The organism is Flavobacterium sp., from assembly GCF_039916025.1.
In the GTDB taxonomy this organism is placed as follows: Bacteria; Bacteroidota; Bacteroidia; order Flavobacteriales; family Flavobacteriaceae; genus Flavobacterium.
The window spans coordinates 1-19,278 of the sequence record NZ_JBDSMB010000060.1 but is presented as its reverse complement, the minus strand read 5'-3'; the positions used below and the strand labels follow the sequence as shown (position 1 = coordinate 19,278).

The following is a 19,278-nucleotide window of genomic DNA, read 5'->3' as shown; positions in this document are numbered from 1 at the left end:
AAGGTTTTCCTGTTTCGGCAAAATGCTTTTCAGAAGCATCTAATAAACCATCAATCCAAGGCAATAATTTTTTAGCACAATGGTCAGTATGAAGAATTACGGTTGCACCATAAGCTTCTGCTAGAGTATGAATGTGTTTTGCTCCTGCAATTCCACCAGCAATAGCTGCTTTTTCACCTGCATTTGAAAGTCCTTTACCAGCATTATAGGCGGCTCCACCATTAGAGAATTGAATAATAACCGGAGCTTTTAATTTGGCAGCAGTTTCCAAAACACCGTTAATTGTACTTGATCCAATAACGTTTACCGCAGGAAGTGCAAATCCTTTTTCTTTCGCGTAAGCAAAAATTGCCTGAACTTCATCTCCAGTTGCTACTCCAGGTTTTATATTGTGAGCCATCGTTTGTGTTGTTTAAAAGTTAAGTCTACAAAAATAATAATTTCTAATTTTAGAAAGGATAATTAATTCCAATATTTATAACCGATTTGTCAAAGCGCATTTCTTTGAACCATTTTTCATTTTCAGGATTGGCAGGATTGTAGGTTTTGAAACCTAAATCAAATCGGATAACAAAGAAATTAAAGTCATATCTAAGTCCGAAACCGGAACCAACGGCAATATTTTCTAATGATTTCAAACCAGAAAAAACAGCATCAGGATTGATAACAACATCACTTATATTCCAGATATTTCCAGCATCAATAAAGAATGCTCCGTATAATTGTTGGAAAATGCCAAAACGAAACTCAGTGTTAAACAACAGTTTCATATTGGCTTCGTTAAAATCATTGATCGAAGCTGTTTTTCCCGGGCCTAAGCCATAGGATTGCCAGGCTCTAATATCGTTTGTTCCTCCGGCAAAATAACTTCGCGAAAAAGGAACGCTGTTTGAGTTCCCATAAGGAATGGCAACACCTATAAATGCTTTGGCTGCCAATACTTTTTTGCGTTGTAAATCCCAGTGTTTAATGTATTCGAACTCGGTTTTTATGTATTGTGAAAATGCTACGCCAAAAGCAGTTTTAGAATTGTTTTCTGTTTGTTTAGCTGCTCCGGCGATTAGCGACATTAAATTTCCGGCAGATTCTACCTTTGCTTTTATAGCATAAAAAGTGTTGTCTGATAAATCTTTTTGTGACGTTTTTGAAAACGAAATACTCGAAGCAACAATTAAATTGTCTTCTGTTAATCTTGTTTTTTGTTCAACAATACTATTGATAGTTTTAGCATCTGCCACAGATAAATTAAAGGCATCATTCCTTACGTCGGATAAGAAGTTCTCAACTCCGCCTTCATTAATTGTTAAGCCAGAATTCAAATCCGTTGGATCATTAAAATAATTTGGATTGGCACCATAAGTAACTGCCAAAGTATTCAAAACTTTATAAGAAGAACCATATACATTAAAATAATTGCCGGGATTTATATTTTTTACAAACTGAATATTTACCAAATCAAAACGGAAAATGGTGTTCTTTTTTGGCGTCCAATTATAAACTAATGAACTGGTAAAGTTTTGTTTATCGAGTCCAATATTGGTTTGCTTCGAATAACCCAAACTAATCGTAGTGTACGGAATCATGGTTTTCGGAATGATTTTGTCTGTTTTGAAAGGCAAAAACAATCTTGGGAAATTTAATTTGGCATCTGCTCCAATTTCCGAAATGTTGAAAAAATTATTATGTGGATTGGCAAAATCTTTTGAAGCACCAATGCTTCCTCTGCCTCCAATTTCAAAGGTTTCAGCACCATTAAACACATTTCGGATACTCAAAAATGTATTTCCTGATATTCCAAATTCCTGAATGTTAGAATGGACAAAATCGGTAGAAAAACCAAACGTATATTTTTTTCTTGGTGACAAATAAATATTCGCAATCAAGCCGTTTTTTTGATCTTTATCTTCAATATACTGAATCAATGGATAATTGAAAACTTTAAGATTACTCAAATATTTTGAAGTCAGTGTTGTTTTATTGTCTGAAAAATAATTGCCTTTGGTTACAAAAATACCATCCGTAATTGCTTTTGGACGGTATTTCAATTTGTTCACGCTATATAAAGTAAAATCTTTATAAACCGTACTGTCTTTTATTGGTAGGTTTTGATTGGCTGGACTATGATCGGTGTAAATATTGACCTTGCTGATTTTATACAATTCAAAAGGAACGCTATACACACTATCTTCAACTCTTATAGATTCGTTTTCAATATTCATATCCACATTAGCAATATGCTTATTGGTTAATGTGTCAATTACATAAGTAACATAGTTTTGCTGAAAACGAAACGCACCATTGTTTCTGAAATCTTCTGTAATTCTTGTTTTTTCAGCATCAAAATTTGAATATATAACCCGTTTCCCCGATTTTACAAACGAATTTCTTTTTCTCAATTGATAAATAGAATCTAATGGTTTGCTCGAGATATAACTATTAATACTATCGATTATGTATGGAGTGCCTTTTACAATATCGTATCTGAGTTTTATTTTTTTGCGGGCTATGCTGTCAATTTTATAATTAGCAGTGACATCAAAATAACCACGGGTATAATAAAAAGACTTTAAACGTCTAAGCGATTTTTTGGTGCTAACCGTATCTAAAATTACGGGTGCTTCACCGGTTTTTCTGAGAAAGTTGTGAATGCCCGAATACCAAAAAGACTCGCCTAATCTTTTGACTTGTTTCTTTGAAAGCCATTTTACTTTTCGGAAATATTTCTTTGGATTATTGGCAAACTTGGCTCGGTAAATTGAGTCTGTTTTTTGTTTGGCCAAATTGTAAATATTCAATCGCAGGCGATAACCAAGAATGGAGCTGTTTTGTTTTTGATACAACTGATTGAAAACATCTTCACCGTTGTTTTTTTTACCATCTACAAAAATATTGTTTTTGGTTAGGAGACTTTTACCTTCAGGAACTCTTTTTGTGGTGTTGCAACCAAAGATAATTAGCCCAATTAGAATAAATAATGATATTTTTGTGATACTCTTTTTCAAGTGTTGCGAAATATTTAATTCAAAAATACATTATTTTATGGTTAGTAAAAACCAAATAAAATTAATTACAAGCCTTCAGCAAAAAAAATACAGAATCGAGCATCAATTGTTCATTGCTGAAGGTGTAAAAGTAATACAGGAATTGTTAGAATCAAATTTTGTACTCGAACATTTATTTGAAACTGAAGCTATTTTTGAACAAGTATCCATTTCCCAAAAAACAGCGATAAAAGAACAGGACATGAAGCGAATTTCGGCTTTGAGTTCGGCAAGTTCTTGTTTGGCGATTTTTAAAATTCCGGCTGCAGCCAAAATAAATACTAAAGGATTGATTGTCGCTTTAGATGATATTCGCGATCCGGGAAATTTGGGCACTATCATTCGGTTATGCGATTGGTTTGGCGTTACCCAATTGCTTTGTTCCCACGAAACCGTTGATGTTTATAATCCAAAAGTAATTCAGGCATCAATGGGTTCGATTACAAGAGTAAAGGTAAATTATGTTGATTTGAAAGATTATATTTCACAAAGTCCACTTCCTGTTTTTGGCACTTTTATGGATGGCAAAAACCTTTATAAAGAAACATTGCCAAAAGAAGGAATTTTAATTCTCGGAAACGAAGCCAATGGAATTTCTGCCGAATTAGAAAAAAGCATAAAAAACAGAATTGCCATTCCAAGATTTGGCGACATGCAAAAAACGGAAAGTTTAAATGTGGCAACCGCAACCGCGATTTTCTTAAGTGAATTCAGAAGATAGTTTTAATGGAAAGTAAAGTTGATAAGCACCGCACGGGTTTTCAGCGATTGAATATTTCCTGTCCATGGACTGTTTGGATCGGTGTCCCGGATTAATTCGTCTTTCAATCCAAAAACACCACGAATAGAAGGTGAGAATTTGAAGTATTCAAAATATAAATCAACACCAAAACCCACAGTGTAATTCTGCGTCCAGGGTTTTACTCTGAATTTTTGCTCCAAATTATCATCTTTAGATTTAGAATTACTCGAAAGATTCAAGGTAGAGGATAACCCGCCAAGAAGATAAGGTCTGACATTTCCGGTTCTCAAAGAAGAAAACTTTAGTATCAAAGGAAAGTCAATATAGGTTGCTTTTACTTCTCTGACGCCGTCTCTTTCGGTATCGAATTGGGAATAGGTTAGGGTTCTGCTGGCGTAATATAGCCCCGGTTCAAAGCGCAACTCAACATATTCATGCAGACGAAGCACGCCGACTAACCCAACGTTAAATCCGGAATGACCTTTAACATCTATAAGCATGTTTGGCGCGGGATTCGTTTTAAAATCGGTTTTAAAATCAAAAGTGCTAAAGCCCAAAAAGTAACCCCAATATATACGTTGTTTATCAAAATTCTCCAAATTGATTATTGGATCTTTTGTAAACATACTTTTGCCTAATTGTGCGTTGGCGTATATAGAAAGTAGAAGAAATAGAACTACTATTTTTTTCATATTATTTAAAAAGTCAATTTCATTTTTTGGTTGCTGTATATATTGTGGCAACACCAAACGTCTGTGGCATAGCTTTACATTCTATAAACGAAATTTTACGCAATATATTGTTTAAAGTTTCACCAAAAGGAAAATTTGCCGCAGATTCTGATAAATATCCATAAGCATTATTGTCTTTCGAGAAGATTTTCCCAATGATAGGTAAAATAAATTTAGTGTAAAAGGTATAGCCCTGTTTGAATGGGAATTTAACCGGAACCGAAGTTTCTAAAATCACAAAAATCCCGTTAGGCTTTAAAACCCTGTAGATTTCGGCTAGTCCTTTTTCGAGATTTTCAAAATTCCTGATTCCAAACGAAACAGTAATCGCATCAAAATAGTTGTCATCATAAGGCATTTTTTCGCTGTCGCCCAAAACCATTTCTATTTTTTCTGATAGTTTTTTTTCGTCAATTTTTTGCTGCCCTACTTCGAGCATTCCTGCCGAGATATCAAGACCAATGATTTTTTTGGCAGCAGTATTATTTGCCATCATAATTACCAAATCTCCGGTTCCGGTAGCAATGTCAAGAATAATTTTGGGATTTTTTTCGGCAACTAATGCGACAACTTTTTTCCGCCATTTCATATCAATACCTAGCGATATAACCCGGTTCAGGCCATCATAGCTTCCTGAAATGTTGTCAAACATTTGGGCAACCTGTTCTTTTTTGCCTAATGATGAATCTTTATATGGCGTGATAATCTTTGACATGCTTGAATTTTTGGCAAATATAAGCCAATATTTTAATTAGGAGAGTTCTCGCAGTTTACTTTCGCAGATAGGTTTCAAAAGTAAAATCAAAGTCGTGTTTTTCGTCTTTTGGATGAAATTCTGAGGAAGTTAGTTTCCATTTGGTCAAATCGATTTCAGGGAAAAAAGTATCGGCTTCAAAACTGTGATGAACTCTTGTAATATCCAATTTATTAGCAGTTTCAATGGATTGTTTATAAATTTCACCACCGCCAATAATGAAAATTTCTTCACCTTTAGGACAAATAGCAATTGCTTTTTCCAATGAATCAACGACGATGCAATTTTCAGAAGTATACTCTTTTTGACGTGTAATAATAACGTGCGTTCTGTTTGGTAATTGTTTTGGGAAACTTTCAAAAGTTTTTCTTCCCATAATAATGTAGTGCCCGGAAGTCCTGTTTTTAAATCTTTTGAAATCATCCGTCAAATGCCAAAGTAACTGATTGTCTTTGCCAAGCGCATTGTTTTCGGCAACAGCCGCAATAAGTGTAATCATTCTTCCGATGGTTTTGTATTCTCCAAATCGTTATGCAGTTGTTCTACTTTTTTCTTTTGCTTGAGCATCAATTTGTCAACTTGGGCTCTTTCCCAGTTTTTATTCATAAAACTATCGGTAACGAGAACTTTAATAACATGGAAAATGAAAATGCAACACCAAACTGATACAACCCAAATCCACCAATTGATTTCGTCGTGAAAGTTGAGCAGGTGATTGGCACTAAATAAAAAAATGCTGCCAATAACTAACACAATAAAGTGGAAGAATAAACGTTTTTTTTGTTTGATTCTGTCACGTGCGTACTCGTATAATTCATGTTGATTGTTCTCCATAAGACGAAATTTGTGGCTTAAAGGTAAAATTTATTTTTAAAATGACGAAATGTCATTTTAAGATATATCTTCTCGAAATCGTTTTCTTAATCACAGATGCAAAATTAAAAGTACTTTAAATTATACATCTTCTTCTAAATTAGCTTAGATATTAGCATATTCTCAAAAGTGATTTGGTGTGTAAATGGTATCAAACTATTGCTTTACTTTGCCACAGTAATCTATAAATGAATTAGTTATGGCTATCAAGAAACAAGTTATAAAAACAAAACCGGTTGTTAAAGTTACCTTTTCAATCGAGGCAAAAGAAGCAAATACAGCTTCAGTAGTTGGTGATTTCAATAATTGGAATCCAGCAGAAGGTGAATTATCAAAACTAAAAACAGGAACTTTCAAAGCGACTTTTGATTTACCAAAAGACAATTCTTTTGAGTTCAAATATTTAGTGGATGGTACTTACGTAAACGATCCTGAAGCAGATAGTTATGCTTATAACGAATTTGCAGGAGCAGAAAATGGTGTGTTAGCACTATAAATTTTGGTTTAAGTTTATTGGTAAAAAATCCGCCCCGAGTAATCGAGGCGGATTTTTTTAATAATGAAACTTTTTTTTACCAGGTAGCAAGTCCTGCTGCATGTACTGGCAGGCTGTGAACTATTCCGGTATGTGTTAATCCTCCAAGTTCAGTTCTTTTATATTGCTGAATGGTATGATCCATCGCACATAAGACATATACGCTATAATTGTCTGATGCTACAACCAGGTCAATTGGAGAATCACCACTTGGGATGTTTTCTTCAATAATACTTAAATTTCCACCGGCACCAACATAATATGATGATACATCGTCAGATCCTGTATTTGATATAAATGCATATCTGCCATACATTGTGGTAGCAACCCAACAAGCTGCAGTCTGATTATTTGGTATAGCTCCATTCACAGCTGCCAAATTGCCTGAGTTTACGCCACTATATGATGTTACTGAAGAAAGGTTCGCCGTTCCGCCATCGGCATTTGAAACAATCATGTATTGATCTCTGGCGAAGTCAAATCCAAAAGGTGTATTCCCTACAGATGGCGTTGATACTCTTGAACCCGCGACTCCTGCATTATTAACACTGAACGTGCTGATAGTATTGGTCATCTTTTCGGTAACATAAAGATGATTTCCGTTTGGAGAAAAGGCTATCTCTGCTGGTCCCGCCATAGCAGAACTCAAATTTTTATGTGAACCTGCAATATGTGAAAAAGTACCATTCGGACCTAAATGAAATCCATTGATAGTGCCATCTCCGGAATGTACAACATATAAGATATCTTCATGGATAGCCAGACTTACCGGCGTAATTCCTTGAGAGTTTATTGTTTGTTTAAGCATTAGATTTCCATTAGGCAACACTCTAAAGGAAGAAATAGAATTGCTTCCCGCATTCACAGCATATAAAAACTTGTGATCAGCATCAAGTGTTAATGCTCCCTGTGATCCAAGTCCTAAAGCATTACCAGCACCTCCGGAAGCTTCAGTTCCAACTAATTCTAAATCTCCAGCACCATTTCGTTTATAAATAAGGACGCTGTTGTTTCCTGAATCATTGCTCTCTGTGTAAACATAAATGCTGGAACGCATTTTTGATGAGTTTCTAAAAACTGCCTCATCAGGATTATTGCCATTTTCTTTCATCATTTCTTTTGTAGCATTCTTGCCCGAATCTCCAGTTGAGGTTTCGTCCATTTTACTACAGCCTGTAAATGAGAAAAGAAGCGCTGCAATACTTGCTCCGGTAATCTGTGTAATTGTTTTCATTTGTAATTTTTTTTAAATTTTAAATTTTTAAATTTTTGAATTCAGTTACTCGAATAGTCTGAATTATCAATTAAAATTACCTTAGCAGCTGTTTTTAAAATTTACACAATAATTTATAGTTATTACACAATTGACACCTACACTGTTGTGAATGTTGCGGTTACAAGAAGAAATCTTGTTGATTTTGAAATTTAAAATATGGGTTGAAACAAAAAAGTAAAGCGTCTACACTTCCAGCTATAAGCGCAAACCTATCGTTTTTTAATAAATCGGAGTTGCTGGTTTTTTTGATTGTTTTTTATTGGTTGTGAACAGAGTTTGTGTTTTTATAAAAATCGCTTTCACCAAATATTTTTAACATCATTATTGCTTTTTCACCATCATTATAGATGGAAAGTACTTTTTGAGCCTTTTTTTCTTGTGGGTTTAAAACTATTAAATTTTAAACATGCCAATTCCTTTTATCCAGGAGATTTCAGATTGAAAGAAGATAAACCTTGTTTTAACTATTTCGTCGCTTTTGTCTCGGGGAGATTTTGTTATAAATCTTGCCTTGGAATTCGTAAAGTCTAAGGTGTTTTTTTCATCAAAGTCTTTTTGCTTATCGGAAACAAATGAAATCATTTTGTCTTTTTCAACCCATTTCCAATTTCCTTTTCCGTATTTATTTACTATGCGCGGAATTCTTAATTTCATGTTCGAATAATAATGGAAAACAAATGTTCCATCCTGACTTAGAGTAAATTTATATTCAAATAAGTCGCCTTCTTTTGTATAAAGTGTGCCTTGATAATCACCAGCTATTTTATCAGATTGAGAAAATGATGTCAGACTTGAAATTAAAATTAAAATCGTGATTATTGTTTTCATGGAAATCTTTTAAATGTGTCAAGTCCTATGGTTTGATGTTCCGAAACTTCGGGAGAATTGCTTAAGTTTTATGCGCTGATTAAATCTGTATAGGAGCAGGAATTATTGCTTCCATCGCACATAAGTTGTAAATTCCCCGCTTTCCCAATAAATAATTAAAGAATCATTTTCAGCTTTCTTAATTAATCCGGTTTTCTCAAAATCAGGATATTTAATTTTAATTTTGTTATCATTAATTTCATATGACATATCGCCATCGCCATCATAATCTACAAGATAAAATGAATTTTCAGTTAATTCAAAATCAGCATGTGGTCCATTTGGGTCAGTTGTCCAAATGCCAAATATGTTTTCCTTTTCAAAAGCAGAATTTGTGATTTTGCTTTTTTGTGTAGTAACAATTGTAGCATTTTCTTTCGAATTATTATTTCTATTTTCGACGACTTGATTTTTGCAAGAACTAATCAAAAAAAGTAAAACAAATAATATAGGTATTTTTTTCACGGGAAGCTTTAGTATCTTCCAAAGATAACAAATAAACTTACCGAAGTAATGCAGAAATCTAAACCGCTACAGCGCCTTTAATATGAGGATGAGGTTCATAGCCTTCCAAAGTGAAATCGTCAAAAGTGAAATCGAAGATGTTTTTCACATTTGGATTTAAAATCATCTTAGGAAGCAGTTTTGGCTCACGCGATAATTGTAATTCCAATTGCTCGAAATGGTTGTTGTAGATGTGTGCGTCACCAAAAGTGTGAATGAAATCCCCAACCTGCAAATCGCAAACCTGTGCAATCATCATCGTAAACAAAGCATAAGAAGCAATGTTAAAAGGAACACCAAGAAAAATATCTGCGCTTCGTTGGTACAATTGGCAGGATAATTTTCCATCGGCAACATAAAACTGAAAGAACGCATGACACGGTGGCAAGGCTGCTTTTCCGTTGGCTACATTTTCAGCAAATGATTTTGAAGTATCCGGCAACACAGAAGGATTCCAGGCGGAAACTAACATTCGTCGGCTATTTGGATTTTTCTTTAACGTATCAATCAGTTCAGTGATTTGGTCAATTTCATCTCCGTTCCAGTTGCGCCATTGATATCCGTAAACCGGACCTAAATCACCATTTTCATCTGCCCAGTCATCCCAAATCTTAACACCATTTTCCTGAAGATACTCAATATTAGTGTCGCCTTTTAAGAACCAAAGCAATTCATAGATAATCGATTTTAAATGCAGTTTTTTCGTCGTTACCATTGGGAAACCTTCATTCAAATCAAAACGCATTTGGTAGCCAAAAACACTTTTGGTTCCCGTTCCTGTTCTGTCTCCTTTTTGGCAACCGTTTTCCAAAACGTGTTGCACTAAATCATGGTATTGCTTCATCTTTATGTAGATTTGGTTATTTGGTTATTTGTTGATTCGAATAACCAAATAAACGAATAAACGAATAAACTTTTTATGACTCTCGTTTAGATATCTCATCGCGAATCTTGGCTGCCTTTTCATAATCTTCGTTTTGAACTGCTTTTTCCAAAGCTTCATGCAGTTCCGAAAGGCTCATGCTTTTATAAATATCTGTTGAGGCATTGCCTTCATCGTCTAATCCAAAAGTTTCCGGAGAAGAAAGCACACCTTCATCATCGGGATTCTGATTTTCTAATTCGGTTGGGTTGTTCAGATAAATTCCGGCTTTGTCCAAAATGTTCTTATAGGTAAAAATCGGCGCCGAAAATCGCAATGCTAAAGCAATAGCATCCGAAGTTCTGGCATCAATAATCTCTTCAATTTTATCTCTTTCGCAAATAATGCTCGAATAGAAAACACCATCAACCAGTTTGTGAATGATCACCTGTTTTACGACAATATCAAATCTGTCGGCAAAACTCTTGAACAAATCATGAGTCAAAGGACGCGGTGGTTTTATTTCTTTTTCGAGCGCAATCGCAATGGATTGAGCTTCGAAAGCACCAATGACAATAGGTAATTTTCGTTCGCCATCAACTTCATTTAAAATCAAGGCATAAGCGCCATTCTGCGTTTGACTATAGGAAATTCCTTTTATAGTTAGTTTTACTAAACTCATTAGTTGTAAGTATCAAGACTTGAGTATTAAGTCTCAGGTCTTTTAATTTATTGTAAATTTTATGTTCCGAAACTTCGGAATGCAAAGTAACAAAAAGTTTTTGCTTCTAAAAACTTTTAAATCCCAAAAAAGAAAATTCCAAACCCCAATATTTTACTTTATTGGAATTTGGAATTTGAAATATTGGAATTTAAATTATGCGTTATGCGCTTTAAATTCTTTTAGTTTTTGTGTTAATCTTGGAAGAATTTCCAAAGCATCGCCTACAATTCCGTAATCAGCAACTTTAAAAAATGGTGCGTCAGCATCAGTATTGATAACTACTTTCACTTTAGAAGAGTTGATTCCCGCAATATGCTGAATCGCTCCAGAAATTCCAACCGCAATATATAAATTGGCTGCTACAGGTTTTCCTGTTTGCCCAACGTGTTCGCTGTGAGGTCTCCAGCCTAAATCAGAAACTGGTTTTGAACAAGCTGTTGCCGCACCAAGAACTGCCGCTAAATCTTCGATTATTCCCCAGTTTTCCGGACCTTTTAAACCACGACCACCAGAAACTACAGTATCTGCATCGGCGATGGTTACTTTTCCTGAAGTCTTTTCTACTGATTCTACTTTTACATTGAAATCGGCATCGTTTAAGCTTGGTGCAAAATCTTCTTCGGTTGCAGATGAAGCGCTTTCAAAAACACCATAAGAATTTTTGGCAAGGCTTAATACTTTAACATCCGTATTGATTTCGGTTATATTGAAAGCTTTGTTTGAAAAAGCATTTCTTTTTACCTGAAATGGCGAAGTGCTCAAAGGCAATCCAACCACATTCGAAGCAAATCCGGCGTCTAAACCTATGGCAACTAATGGCGCCATGTATAAACTGTCGGTTGTAGAAGACAATAAAATTACTTTTGCTCCTTCTTTTTGAGCAGCTTGCTTTACAACATCAGCGTACCCTTTGGCATTGAAATTTTTCAGTTTGTCGTTAGACACTTTCAATACTTTGTCTACTCCATATTTTGATAAATCGGATACGTTTCCAGCATTTACGGTTACTGCTGTAACAGTTGTTCCTAAAGATTCGGCTACTTTTTTGGCATAAGAAGCCAATTCAAAAGCAACTTTCTTAAATTTTCCGTCTGCCGATTCTGCGTATATTAATAATGACATATTTTTATTATTTTGAATGTTGAATTATAAATTTTAAATGGAAATAGCAATCATTTAAAATTCAAAATTTATAATTTATAATAATTTTTTTAAATTACTTTAGCTTCGTTGTGTAATGCATTGATCAACCCGTCCAAATCATCCGGAGCGAACAATTTCACCGCTGATTTTGGAGCTGGTTTTTCAAATTTCACCGCTTTGGTATTGATATTTGCAGCAACAGGTTCAAGAACGGTTAACACTTTTGCTCTGGCTGTCATAATTCCTCTCATGTTTGGAATACGCAGGTCTTTTTCTTCAACCAAACCTTTTTGTCCACCAATTACTAATGGAAGTGAAGCTGAAATCGTTTCTTTTCCACCATCAATTTCTCTGGCTGCTTTTGCAGAAGTTCCGTCGATAGTGATTTCTGTACAGGAATTTACAAAGTTATAATCCAATAATGAAGCTAACATTCCGGGAACCATTCCGCCATTATAATCCAATGATTCTCTTCCGCAGATAATTAAATCATATCCACCAAATTTTGCTACTTCGGCTAATTGTTTGGCTACAAAAAATCCGTCAGTTGGAGTTGCATTTACTCTAATCGCTTCATTAGCACCAATGGCTAGCGCTTTTCTCAAAGTTGCTTCGGCATCAGCGCCACCAACATTGACAACGGTAACATTAGCACCTTGTTGTTCTTGAAACCAAATAGCTCTGGTTAATCCAAATTCGTCATTAGGATTGATTACAAATTGAACACCGTTTGTGTCAAATTCAGTATCGCCATTAACAAAATTGATTTTTGAAGTAGTATCAGGAACATGACTGATGCAAACTAATATTTTCATAAGTATTGAGTGTTTGTTGAAAATTCGAAGCACAAAATTAGAATAATATTTCGAATTATATACTATGCGCGCATAATATTTTTCACTATTATATCGATTTCGTAAAATGTCAATTTTATAAAACAAAATAATAGTTGTGTAAAACACTTAAAGTGTGTGTAAAGTAAATTTACAAAACACATAACCTAGATTTTAGTGGATGGAATTATCACAACAAATAACTCAACTGTTCATTTTAGCAATTCCAATTGCGTGCATTGCTTGGACTGTTACAAGAGAAGAAATTTTTAAAGAACAAAGAGAGTTTTGCATTGAAAAATCCAAATCATGCAAAACAATGTTTCAGCGTAAGTTCTTCTATTTATTTACCTGCGAATATTGTTTTAGCCATTATGTCACAATACTTTTTTTATTCATAACAAAGTTTCATTTGTTGTATGAAGGTTGGCGGGGATATTTAATTTCAGGCTTTGCATTAGTCTGGGTTGCCAATGTTTATATGAGCATTTTTGGTTTTATAAGAGTCGGGATGAAAAAAGAAAAAATGGATGCAGACATCGAAGAATTGAAATTGAAAAGAGAGAAGGAAAAATAATATAATCGATAATATCATGAAAACTACAACATCAAAAAATAAAACGGAAGAGACCGATGAAACTTATCCAGGTTATCCAAACTATCCACCAAGCGAGGATATCTACAATACGGATAAGGAAGAAACAGAAATTGATCCCGAAGATATTTCCAGAAAAAAAACATCTAATGGAAATGATGGAAAGTACAATGAAAAAACCTTTGAAGAAGATCAATCGGGCGATGATTTAGATATTCCGGGTTCAGAACTTGATGAGCAGCAGGAAGATATAGGTAGCGAAGACGAAGAAAATCATGGCTACAGCATTGGTGGTGACAATCACAACGATCTTGAAGAAAATGAAAATAACCAATAAAAAATAAAAATATGGAAACGCATAATCAAGCAACATTAGATATTGTTGAAAGCCACAAAAATGCGGCTGAAGAACACACTGAAGCAGCAAAAGCACATTTAGAAGCAGCAAAATACCATGCTGGCGGAGAAGAAATTCAAGCGAATGAAAGCGCAAAATCAGCAATCGAACATAGTCAAAAAGCATCAACTTATGACAAAGAAGTTGCGCAACATCACGGATTATAAAATAAAGCATCTTAACTGGAACAAAGTACTGTTATTTTTAACGGTGCTTTGCTATTTCCTGTTACATCGTTTGCGTTAAAAACTCACTACAAATTATCTTAAAAAAAGCCGTTTATCATTTTTAATTTTTACTTTTGCTATCCAAAATTGATACAAAGTAATTTTTATATGAGAACGATACAATTTAGAGAAGCGATAGCCGAAGCGATGAGTGAAGAAATGCGTCGCGACGAATCAGTATATTTAATGGGCGAAGAAGTTGCCGAATATAACGGTGCTTACAAAGCTTCAAAAGGTATGCTTGACGAATTCGGGCCAAAAAGAGTAATCGACACGCCAATTGCCGAACTTGGTTTCGCAGGAATTGCAGTTGGTTCAGCGATGAACGGTTGTCGTCCGATTGTGGAATACATGACTTTCAATTTCTCATTAGTTGGTATCGACCAGATTATAAATAACGCTGCAAAGATGCGTCAAATGTCAGCGGGACAATTTCCAATGCCGATGGTTTTCCGTGGACCAACAGCTTCTGCCGGACAATTGGGAGCAACACACTCACAGGCTTTTGAAAACTGGTTTGCAAACACACCAGGTTTGAAAGTGGTAGTTCCATCAAATGTTTATGATGCCAAAGGTTTGCTGAAAGCAGCTATTCGTGATAACGATCCTGTTATTTTCATGGAATCTGAACAAATGTATGGTGATAAAGGCGAAGTGCCGGAAGGTGAATATACAATTCCACTTGGAGTTGCTGAGATAAAAAGAGAAGGAACAGATGTAACAATCGTTTCTTTTGGTAAAATTATTAAGGAAGCTTTTATCGCTGCAGATGAATTAGCGAAAGAAGGAATCTCTTGCGAAATAATCGATTTGAGAACAGTTCGTCCAATGGATTATGACGCGATTATCAATTCGGTTAAAAAAACAAACAGATTAGTAGTTCTTGAAGAAGCCTGGCCGTTTGCCAGCGTTGCTTCTGAAATTACCTATATGGTTCAGGAAAGAGCGTTTGATTATTTGGATGCACCAATTCAAAGAATCACTACTGCTGATACACCAGCGCCATATTCACCAACACTTTTAAAAGAATGGTTACCAAACGCAGAAGATGTTATTAAAGCTGTGAAAAAAGTAACTTACAAATAATATTAATTTACTTATATTTGAAACTTCATCAGAACAACTCTGATGGAGTTTTTTTTTACTATGAGAAAGAATTTTACGCTACTTATTTTATTTTTTGCATTATCAATTAACAGCTTTTCTCAAACCAAAGTGAGCGGTATGGTGGTTGATAATTCCAATCAGCCAATTCCTTATGCCAATCTGGTTTTTAAAGGTTCCAATACTGGAGTTGTTTCCAATGAAGACGGACGATTTTATATAGAATCTCCAGATAATTATACTGAATTAGTAGTCTCATTTGTGGGTTTTCCGGATAAAACTGTAAAGTTGCCGGAAAAGGTAAACTACGATTTCAAAGTAATTCTAACGGAAGGAAACGCGTTAAAAGAAGTCAAAATCTATGCTGGTAAAACTTCCAAAAAGAACAATCCGGCTTTGGATATTCTTAGAAAAATCTGGGAACGAAGAAGAAAGAACGGAATCAAAATGTTCAAGCAATATGAATATGAAAAGTATGAAAAGGTAGAATTTGACATGAACACTATCGATAGTGCTTTTATGAAAAGTAAAATTTTCAAAGGCATGGAATTCGTTTTCAAAAATATCGATACTTCTAAAGTTACCGGGAAAACCTATTTGCCAATTTTCATCAACGAATCATTGTCTGATGTTTATGGCGACAATCAAAATAAAAGAACGAGAGAAATTCTGAAAGCCAACAAAAATTCAGGTTTGGGAAGCGGCGATGGCGTGAACATGTTCATCAAGGATTTGTATAACGATTTTGATATTTATGACAACTATCTGAATTTCTTTGACAAAAGCTTTACGAGTCCGTTGTCACGTACAGGAATTGACGTTTATAACTATGTTTTGGCAGATACTGCGGTTATCGATAATAAACTTTGTTACAATATTATATTCTATCCAAGACGTAAAAACGAATTGACATTTAAAGGAGATTTTTGGGTGAACGACACCACTTTTGCCATCAAAAAAATAAATATGGCAATTACCAAAAGTGCCAATATTAACTGGGTAAAAGACATTTATCTGGAACAGGAATACGAAGTGTTGAATGATTCTGTTTTTCTGCCAACACGAGATTATATGATGTCTGATTTTGCCTTGAGAAAGAAAGAAGAATCAAAAGGGGTTTATGGAAAACGTACAACCTTGTACAGAAACTTTAAGTTTGACGAAAAGAAACCGGATAAATTCTACAAAGAAGAAGTCAATTATATAGACAACCAGGTTTACGCCAAGACTAATGAGTATTGGGACGAAAACCGATTTGAAAAGCTCAACAAAGACGAGAAGAAAATCTACGCCATGATTGACACGCTCAAAACGGTAAAGAAATTCAAGCGGCTTTATAGTTTGGTTTCCATTCTTGGAAGCGGTTATATTGAAATGCCTAAATACCATTTGGATTATGGGCCAATATTTTCAACCATCGGTAACAATGAAGTAGAAGGATTGCGACTTAGAGCCGGAGTCAGAACCTATTTTGGACCGAATGACCTTTGGAGATTACAAGGATACACAGCCTACGGATTTAAAGACAATAAGGTAAAATATGGAATTTCCGGAAAATGGATGATCGATAAGAAAGAAAGAATCATTATTTCGGGAGGAAACAGGCGCGATGTGGAGCAAATAGGCGCGAGTCTGACAACAACAAACGATGTCTTGGGTAGAAGTTATGCTTCGTCAGGACTGTTTACGACTGGTTCTAATGGTAAATTAACCAACATTAATCTGAGTACTTTAGCCGTAGAAATGGAGCCTATCAAAAATATAATTTTCCAGCTTGGATTCTCATACCGGACTTTAGAATCGGCGTCAGATATATTCAAATTGGATTATTACACAGATGCTACTCAAACGACTACAAAAAGCGACGTAACGCAATCGGAAATAAACTTGCAGGTTGAACTTACGCCAAAGAAAAGAACGATAGGATATGGTGTAGAAAGACGTGATATTGATGCGCCCTTTAGTCGAATTTTTGTGAATTACAGTCAAGGATTCAAAGGATTTATTAATAGTGATTTTAGTTATCAAAAGCTTCAGTTATATTACAAACAACCAATTATTATTGGTGCGTTGGGTCGTTCTAATATCACAATGGAATTAGGAAAAACTTTTGGGCAGATTCCGTTGGGCTTAATGAGTGTTGTTCCTGGAAACCAGACATTGTTTATTATTGACAATACATTCAGCAACCTTAACTTCTACGAATTTGTAGCCGATCAGTATGCTACTTTAAAGTGGGAACACAATTTCCAGGGAAAAATATTTGCCAGAATTCCGTTCTTGAGAAAGCTCAACCTACGTGAAATCGTTGGTGTGAAGGGTGTTTATGGAACAGTTTCAGACGAAAACAGATTGATTAATGCTTCGGGTTTAATTTATCAGGCTCCGGAAAAACCATACTGGGAATACAACGCCGGAATTGGAAATATCTTCAAAGTATTCCGCATTGATTTTGCATGGCGAGCCAACTACAGAGATATCCCTGACACCAATAACTTTACAATAAAAGGTTCATTCGGATTTTATTTCTAAGATGCAGGAAGCCATTACATTTTTGGTTGAAAAGGATGAAGTTTTTAAAAAGCTGCATCAGCAATACGGCACTTTTTATATTCCGTCAAGACCATCCGGATTTGTAACACTTTGCAAACTAATCCTAGAACAGCAGGTTTCTATCGATTCGGCGAAAGCCTGTTTTATAAAAATAGAAAACCTTTTAGGAACTATTTCTCCTAAAACTATCAGTCAATGTTCTGAAGAAGATTTAAAAAGTTGTGGCGTAAGCCGTCAAAAAATTAGCTATCTTAAAGTATTGGCCAATGCAGTTTCAGCCGAATTGGATTTGGAAAGTTTTGCGTCGAAATCTGCCGATGAGGTACGGAATGAACTTATAAAACTCAAAGGAATTGGGCATTGGACAATTGATGTTTACCTGATGTTTGCATTGCAATCGCCGGATATTATTCCACTTGGCGATATTGCGGTTGTCAATACGATTAAAGAATTGTTTGATGTTCACACCAAAGAAGAAATGGAAAAACTTTCTGAAAATTGGAAGCCATTTAGAACCATGGCAACCTTTATACTTTGGCATCATTATCTGGAAAAACGAAACCGCAAGCCTTTTGCTTAGTTGAAAAGACCGTATCTCAAAACGCAATAGATAGCATGAAAGCCATCTTTCCAGTTTATTTTCTTTCCTTCGTCAAATGTTCTTCCATAATAACTTATACCAACTTCATAAATCCTGATTTTTGGAATTCGCGCCACTTTTTGGGTGACTTCAGGCTCAAAACCAAAGCGTTTTTCTTTAAGTTTAATTGATTTTAAAATATCACTGCGGAACATTTTGTAGCAGGTTTCCATATCTGTCAGATTCAAATTGGAAAACATATTACTCAAAAACGTCAGGAATTTGTTCCCAATGCTGTGCCAGAAGAACAAAATACGATGCGCATTTCCGCCCATAAACCGACTTCCATAAACAACATCGGCAACGCCATCAATCATCGGTTTCAAAAGAATGTTGTATTCTTCGGGATCGTATTCTAAATCGGCGTCCTGAATAATAATAACCTCTCCGGTAGAACTGTTTATTCCGGTGTGAAGCGCAGCGCCTTTACCTCTGTTTTTATCATGTTCGAGAAAAACGATATTGAGAGAGGAATTATTTTCAATGTAACTTTTTATGCTTTCCGAAGTATTATCTGTACTGTAATCATTCACGATAATGATTTCTTTTTGGATAGTATTCAGAAGTGAAACGGCTTTTATTTTGTCCAATATCTTATAAACAGTTGGACCTTCATTGAAGCACGGGATGATGATAGAAAGTTTTTTGATTTCCATTAAATGATAAATATTTTCAAAAATAGTTTTTTTGAATTAGTAAACAATGCTTTTATAAGTAAATAAATCAAGACAAATATTGGGCTGGAGCGCTATTCAAACATTCATAAATTAATTGTTTTTATTTGTTAAAGATTTGTTACTTTTGCGACCGATAAAATTTATAACAAAAATTATATTTATGGAATCATACATGATTTATGTGCCAATAGTTATGGCAT

General features: G+C 34.9%; 22 protein-coding genes. 8 read left to right on the top strand and 14 right to left on the bottom strand.

All coding sequences use genetic code 11. From position 1 onward, the window contains the following. Both ABIQ27_RS03455 and ABIQ27_RS03450 read right to left on the bottom strand, forming a co-directional pair. Positions 1–400: class II fructose-bisphosphate aldolase (locus ABIQ27_RS03455; RefSeq protein ID WP_348032088.1), on the bottom strand; the 400-nt coding region annotated here is incomplete at its 3' end. Positions 401–449: 49 nt separating this feature from the next. Continuing rightward, positions 450–3,002, bottom strand: a complete 2,553-nt coding sequence (locus tag ABIQ27_RS03450) for a BamA/TamA family outer membrane protein (RefSeq protein WP_348032086.1) — start codon at positions 3,000–3,002, stop codon at positions 450–452. Between the two features lie 37 nt (positions 3,003–3,039). On the opposite strand from ABIQ27_RS03450, the gene ABIQ27_RS03445 reads away from it, so the two are divergent. Beyond that, on the top strand, positions 3,040–3,762 hold the full coding sequence (locus ABIQ27_RS03445) for an RNA methyltransferase (RefSeq protein WP_348032085.1): 723 nt from the start codon (positions 3,040–3,042) through the stop codon (positions 3,760–3,762). A gap of 2 nt (positions 3,763–3,764) precedes the next feature. Here ABIQ27_RS03445 and ABIQ27_RS03440 read toward each other — a convergent pair whose 3' ends face one another. Genes ABIQ27_RS03440 through ABIQ27_RS03425 form a run of 4 tightly spaced genes read right to left on the bottom strand, consistent with a single transcriptional unit; the run spans position 3,765 to position 6,102 of the window. Then, positions 3,765–4,475: a porin family protein gene (locus ABIQ27_RS03440; RefSeq protein ID WP_348032083.1), complete on the bottom strand. Its 711-nt coding sequence runs from the start codon at positions 4,473–4,475 to the stop codon at positions 3,765–3,767. A gap of 19 nt (positions 4,476–4,494) precedes the next feature. Further along, positions 4,495–5,229, bottom strand: a complete 735-nt coding sequence (ubiE, locus tag ABIQ27_RS03435) for a bifunctional demethylmenaquinone methyltransferase/2-methoxy-6-polyprenyl-1,4-benzoquinol methylase UbiE (protein ID WP_348032081.1) — start codon at positions 5,227–5,229, stop codon at positions 4,495–4,497. 55 nt (positions 5,230–5,284) lie between these two features. Next, the gene (locus ABIQ27_RS03430) at positions 5,285–5,767 is read right to left on the bottom strand and encodes a dihydrofolate reductase (RefSeq protein WP_348032079.1); all 483 of its coding nucleotides are present in this window, start codon (positions 5,765–5,767) and stop codon (positions 5,285–5,287) included. Next, positions 5,764–6,102, bottom strand: a complete 339-nt coding sequence (locus ABIQ27_RS03425) for a 2TM domain-containing protein (protein ID WP_348032077.1) — start codon at positions 6,100–6,102, stop codon at positions 5,764–5,766. The genes ABIQ27_RS03430 and ABIQ27_RS03425 overlap by 4 nt, the downstream gene beginning before the upstream one ends. A gap of 238 nt (positions 6,103–6,340) precedes the next feature. On the opposite strand from ABIQ27_RS03425, the gene ABIQ27_RS03420 reads away from it, so the two are divergent. Further along, entirely contained in the window at positions 6,341–6,637 is a 297-nt protein-coding gene (locus tag ABIQ27_RS03420) for an isoamylase early set domain-containing protein (protein WP_348032076.1), read from the top strand. A 76-nt stretch (positions 6,638–6,713) separates the two neighbouring features. Here ABIQ27_RS03420 and ABIQ27_RS03415 read toward each other — a convergent pair whose 3' ends face one another. The 7 genes from ABIQ27_RS03415 to ABIQ27_RS03385 all read right to left on the bottom strand — a co-directional run bounded on the left by ABIQ27_RS03415 (position 6,714) and on the right by ABIQ27_RS03385 (position 12,867). Beyond that, complete coding sequence (locus tag ABIQ27_RS03415) at positions 6,714–7,910, bottom strand: beta-propeller fold lactonase family protein (protein ID WP_348032074.1); 1,197 nt, start codon at positions 7,908–7,910, stop codon at positions 6,714–6,716. A gap of 435 nt (positions 7,911–8,345) precedes the next feature. Beyond that, the gene (locus ABIQ27_RS03410) at positions 8,346–8,780 is read right to left on the bottom strand and encodes a hypothetical protein (protein ID WP_348032072.1); all 435 of its coding nucleotides are present in this window, start codon (positions 8,778–8,780) and stop codon (positions 8,346–8,348) included. Between the two features lie 102 nt (positions 8,781–8,882). Continuing rightward, a complete protein-coding gene (locus ABIQ27_RS03405; RefSeq protein WP_348032070.1) occupies positions 8,883–9,284 on the bottom strand; it encodes a hypothetical protein in 402 nt (133 codons plus the stop codon). A 58-nt stretch (positions 9,285–9,342) separates the two neighbouring features. Beyond that, a complete protein-coding gene (locus ABIQ27_RS03400; RefSeq protein ID WP_348032065.1) occupies positions 9,343–10,167 on the bottom strand; it encodes a thymidylate synthase in 825 nt (274 codons plus the stop codon). Positions 10,168–10,240: 73 nt separating this feature from the next. Further along, positions 10,241–10,867: a bifunctional nuclease domain-containing protein gene (locus ABIQ27_RS03395; RefSeq protein ID WP_348032063.1), complete on the bottom strand. Its 627-nt coding sequence runs from the start codon at positions 10,865–10,867 to the stop codon at positions 10,241–10,243. 195 nt (positions 10,868–11,062) lie between these two features. After that, a complete protein-coding gene (locus ABIQ27_RS03390) occupies positions 11,063–12,031 on the bottom strand; it encodes an electron transfer flavoprotein subunit alpha/FixB family protein (protein WP_348032061.1) in 969 nt (322 codons plus the stop codon). An 89-nt stretch (positions 12,032–12,120) separates the two neighbouring features. Continuing rightward, positions 12,121–12,867, bottom strand: a complete 747-nt coding sequence (locus ABIQ27_RS03385) for an electron transfer flavoprotein subunit beta/FixA family protein (protein ID WP_348032059.1) — start codon at positions 12,865–12,867, stop codon at positions 12,121–12,123. Positions 12,868–13,066: 199 nt separating this feature from the next. Between ABIQ27_RS03385 and ABIQ27_RS03380 the strand changes: the two genes are divergently transcribed. The 6 genes from ABIQ27_RS03380 (at position 13,067) to ABIQ27_RS03355 (ending at position 18,341) form a co-directional block, all read left to right on the top strand. Continuing rightward, positions 13,067–13,462 carry a hypothetical protein gene (locus ABIQ27_RS03380; protein WP_348032057.1) on the top strand — a complete coding sequence of 132 codons (396 nt, stop codon included), beginning with the start codon at positions 13,067–13,069 and terminating at the stop codon, positions 13,460–13,462. Positions 13,463–13,478: 16 nt separating this feature from the next. Next, complete coding sequence (locus ABIQ27_RS03375; RefSeq protein ID WP_348032055.1) at positions 13,479–13,817, top strand: hypothetical protein; 339 nt, start codon at positions 13,479–13,481, stop codon at positions 13,815–13,817. Between the two features lie 11 nt (positions 13,818–13,828). Beyond that, a complete protein-coding gene (locus ABIQ27_RS03370; protein ID WP_348032054.1) occupies positions 13,829–14,044 on the top strand; it encodes a hypothetical protein in 216 nt (71 codons plus the stop codon). Positions 14,045–14,212: 168 nt separating this feature from the next. Then, positions 14,213–15,190, top strand: coding sequence for a pyruvate dehydrogenase complex E1 component subunit beta (locus ABIQ27_RS03365; RefSeq protein WP_348032052.1), 978 nt, complete (start codon positions 14,213–14,215; stop codon positions 15,188–15,190). A gap of 60 nt (positions 15,191–15,250) precedes the next feature. Next, positions 15,251–17,740, top strand: a complete 2,490-nt coding sequence (locus ABIQ27_RS03360; RefSeq protein WP_348032050.1) for a DUF5686 family protein — start codon at positions 15,251–15,253, stop codon at positions 17,738–17,740. Between the two features lies 1 nt (position 17,741). Beyond that, positions 17,742–18,341 carry a DNA-3-methyladenine glycosylase 2 family protein gene (locus ABIQ27_RS03355; protein WP_348032049.1) on the top strand — a complete coding sequence of 200 codons (600 nt, stop codon included), beginning with the start codon at positions 17,742–17,744 and terminating at the stop codon, positions 18,339–18,341. Here ABIQ27_RS03355 and ABIQ27_RS03350 read toward each other — a convergent pair. Further along, entirely contained in the window at positions 18,338–19,057 is a 720-nt protein-coding gene (locus tag ABIQ27_RS03350; protein WP_348032047.1) for a glycosyltransferase family 2 protein, read from the bottom strand. The genes ABIQ27_RS03355 and ABIQ27_RS03350 overlap by 4 nt on opposite strands. Positions 19,058–19,278 lie beyond the last annotated feature (221 nt).

Bases quoted from the DNA above. Each gene is read 5' to 3' on its own strand.
- ABIQ27_RS03445 (WP_348032085.1), top strand. From the start codon at position 3,040: ATGGTTAGTAAAAACCAAATAAAATTAATTACAAGCCTTCAGCAAAAA.
- ABIQ27_RS03440 (WP_348032083.1), bottom strand. From the start codon at position 4,475: ATGAAAAAAATAGTAGTTCTATTTCTTCTACTTTCTATATACGCCAAC.
- ubiE (WP_348032081.1), bottom strand. From the start codon at position 5,229: ATGTCAAAGATTATCACGCCATATAAAGATTCATCATTAGGCAAAAAA.
- ABIQ27_RS03430 (WP_348032079.1), bottom strand. From the start codon at position 5,767: ATGATTACACTTATTGCGGCTGTTGCCGAAAACAATGCGCTTGGCAAA.
- ABIQ27_RS03425 (WP_348032077.1), bottom strand. From the start codon at position 6,102: ATGGAGAACAATCAACATGAATTATACGAGTACGCACGTGACAGAATC.
- ABIQ27_RS03420 (WP_348032076.1), top strand. From the start codon at position 6,341: ATGGCTATCAAGAAACAAGTTATAAAAACAAAACCGGTTGTTAAAGTT.
- ABIQ27_RS03415 (WP_348032074.1), bottom strand. From the start codon at position 7,910: ATGAAAACAATTACACAGATTACCGGAGCAAGTATTGCAGCGCTTCTT.
- ABIQ27_RS03410 (WP_348032072.1), bottom strand. From the start codon at position 8,780: ATGAAAACAATAATCACGATTTTAATTTTAATTTCAAGTCTGACATCA.
- ABIQ27_RS03400 (WP_348032065.1), bottom strand. From the start codon at position 10,167: ATGAAGCAATACCATGATTTAGTGCAACACGTTTTGGAAAACGGTTGC.
- ABIQ27_RS03395 (WP_348032063.1), bottom strand. From the start codon at position 10,867: ATGAGTTTAGTAAAACTAACTATAAAAGGAATTTCCTATAGTCAAACG.
- ABIQ27_RS03390 (WP_348032061.1), bottom strand. From the start codon at position 12,031: ATGTCATTATTAATATACGCAGAATCGGCAGACGGAAAATTTAAGAAA.
- ABIQ27_RS03385 (WP_348032059.1), bottom strand. From the start codon at position 12,867: ATGAAAATATTAGTTTGCATCAGTCATGTTCCTGATACTACTTCAAAA.
- ABIQ27_RS03380 (WP_348032057.1), top strand. From the start codon at position 13,067: ATGGAATTATCACAACAAATAACTCAACTGTTCATTTTAGCAATTCCA.
- ABIQ27_RS03375 (WP_348032055.1), top strand. From the start codon at position 13,479: ATGAAAACTACAACATCAAAAAATAAAACGGAAGAGACCGATGAAACT.
- ABIQ27_RS03370 (WP_348032054.1), top strand. From the start codon at position 13,829: ATGGAAACGCATAATCAAGCAACATTAGATATTGTTGAAAGCCACAAA.
- ABIQ27_RS03365 (WP_348032052.1), top strand. From the start codon at position 14,213: ATGAGAACGATACAATTTAGAGAAGCGATAGCCGAAGCGATGAGTGAA.
- ABIQ27_RS03360 (WP_348032050.1), top strand. From the start codon at position 15,251: ATGAGAAAGAATTTTACGCTACTTATTTTATTTTTTGCATTATCAATT.
- ABIQ27_RS03355 (WP_348032049.1), top strand. From the start codon at position 17,742: ATGCAGGAAGCCATTACATTTTTGGTTGAAAAGGATGAAGTTTTTAAA.
- ABIQ27_RS03350 (WP_348032047.1), bottom strand. From the start codon at position 19,057: ATGGAAATCAAAAAACTTTCTATCATCATCCCGTGCTTCAATGAAGGT.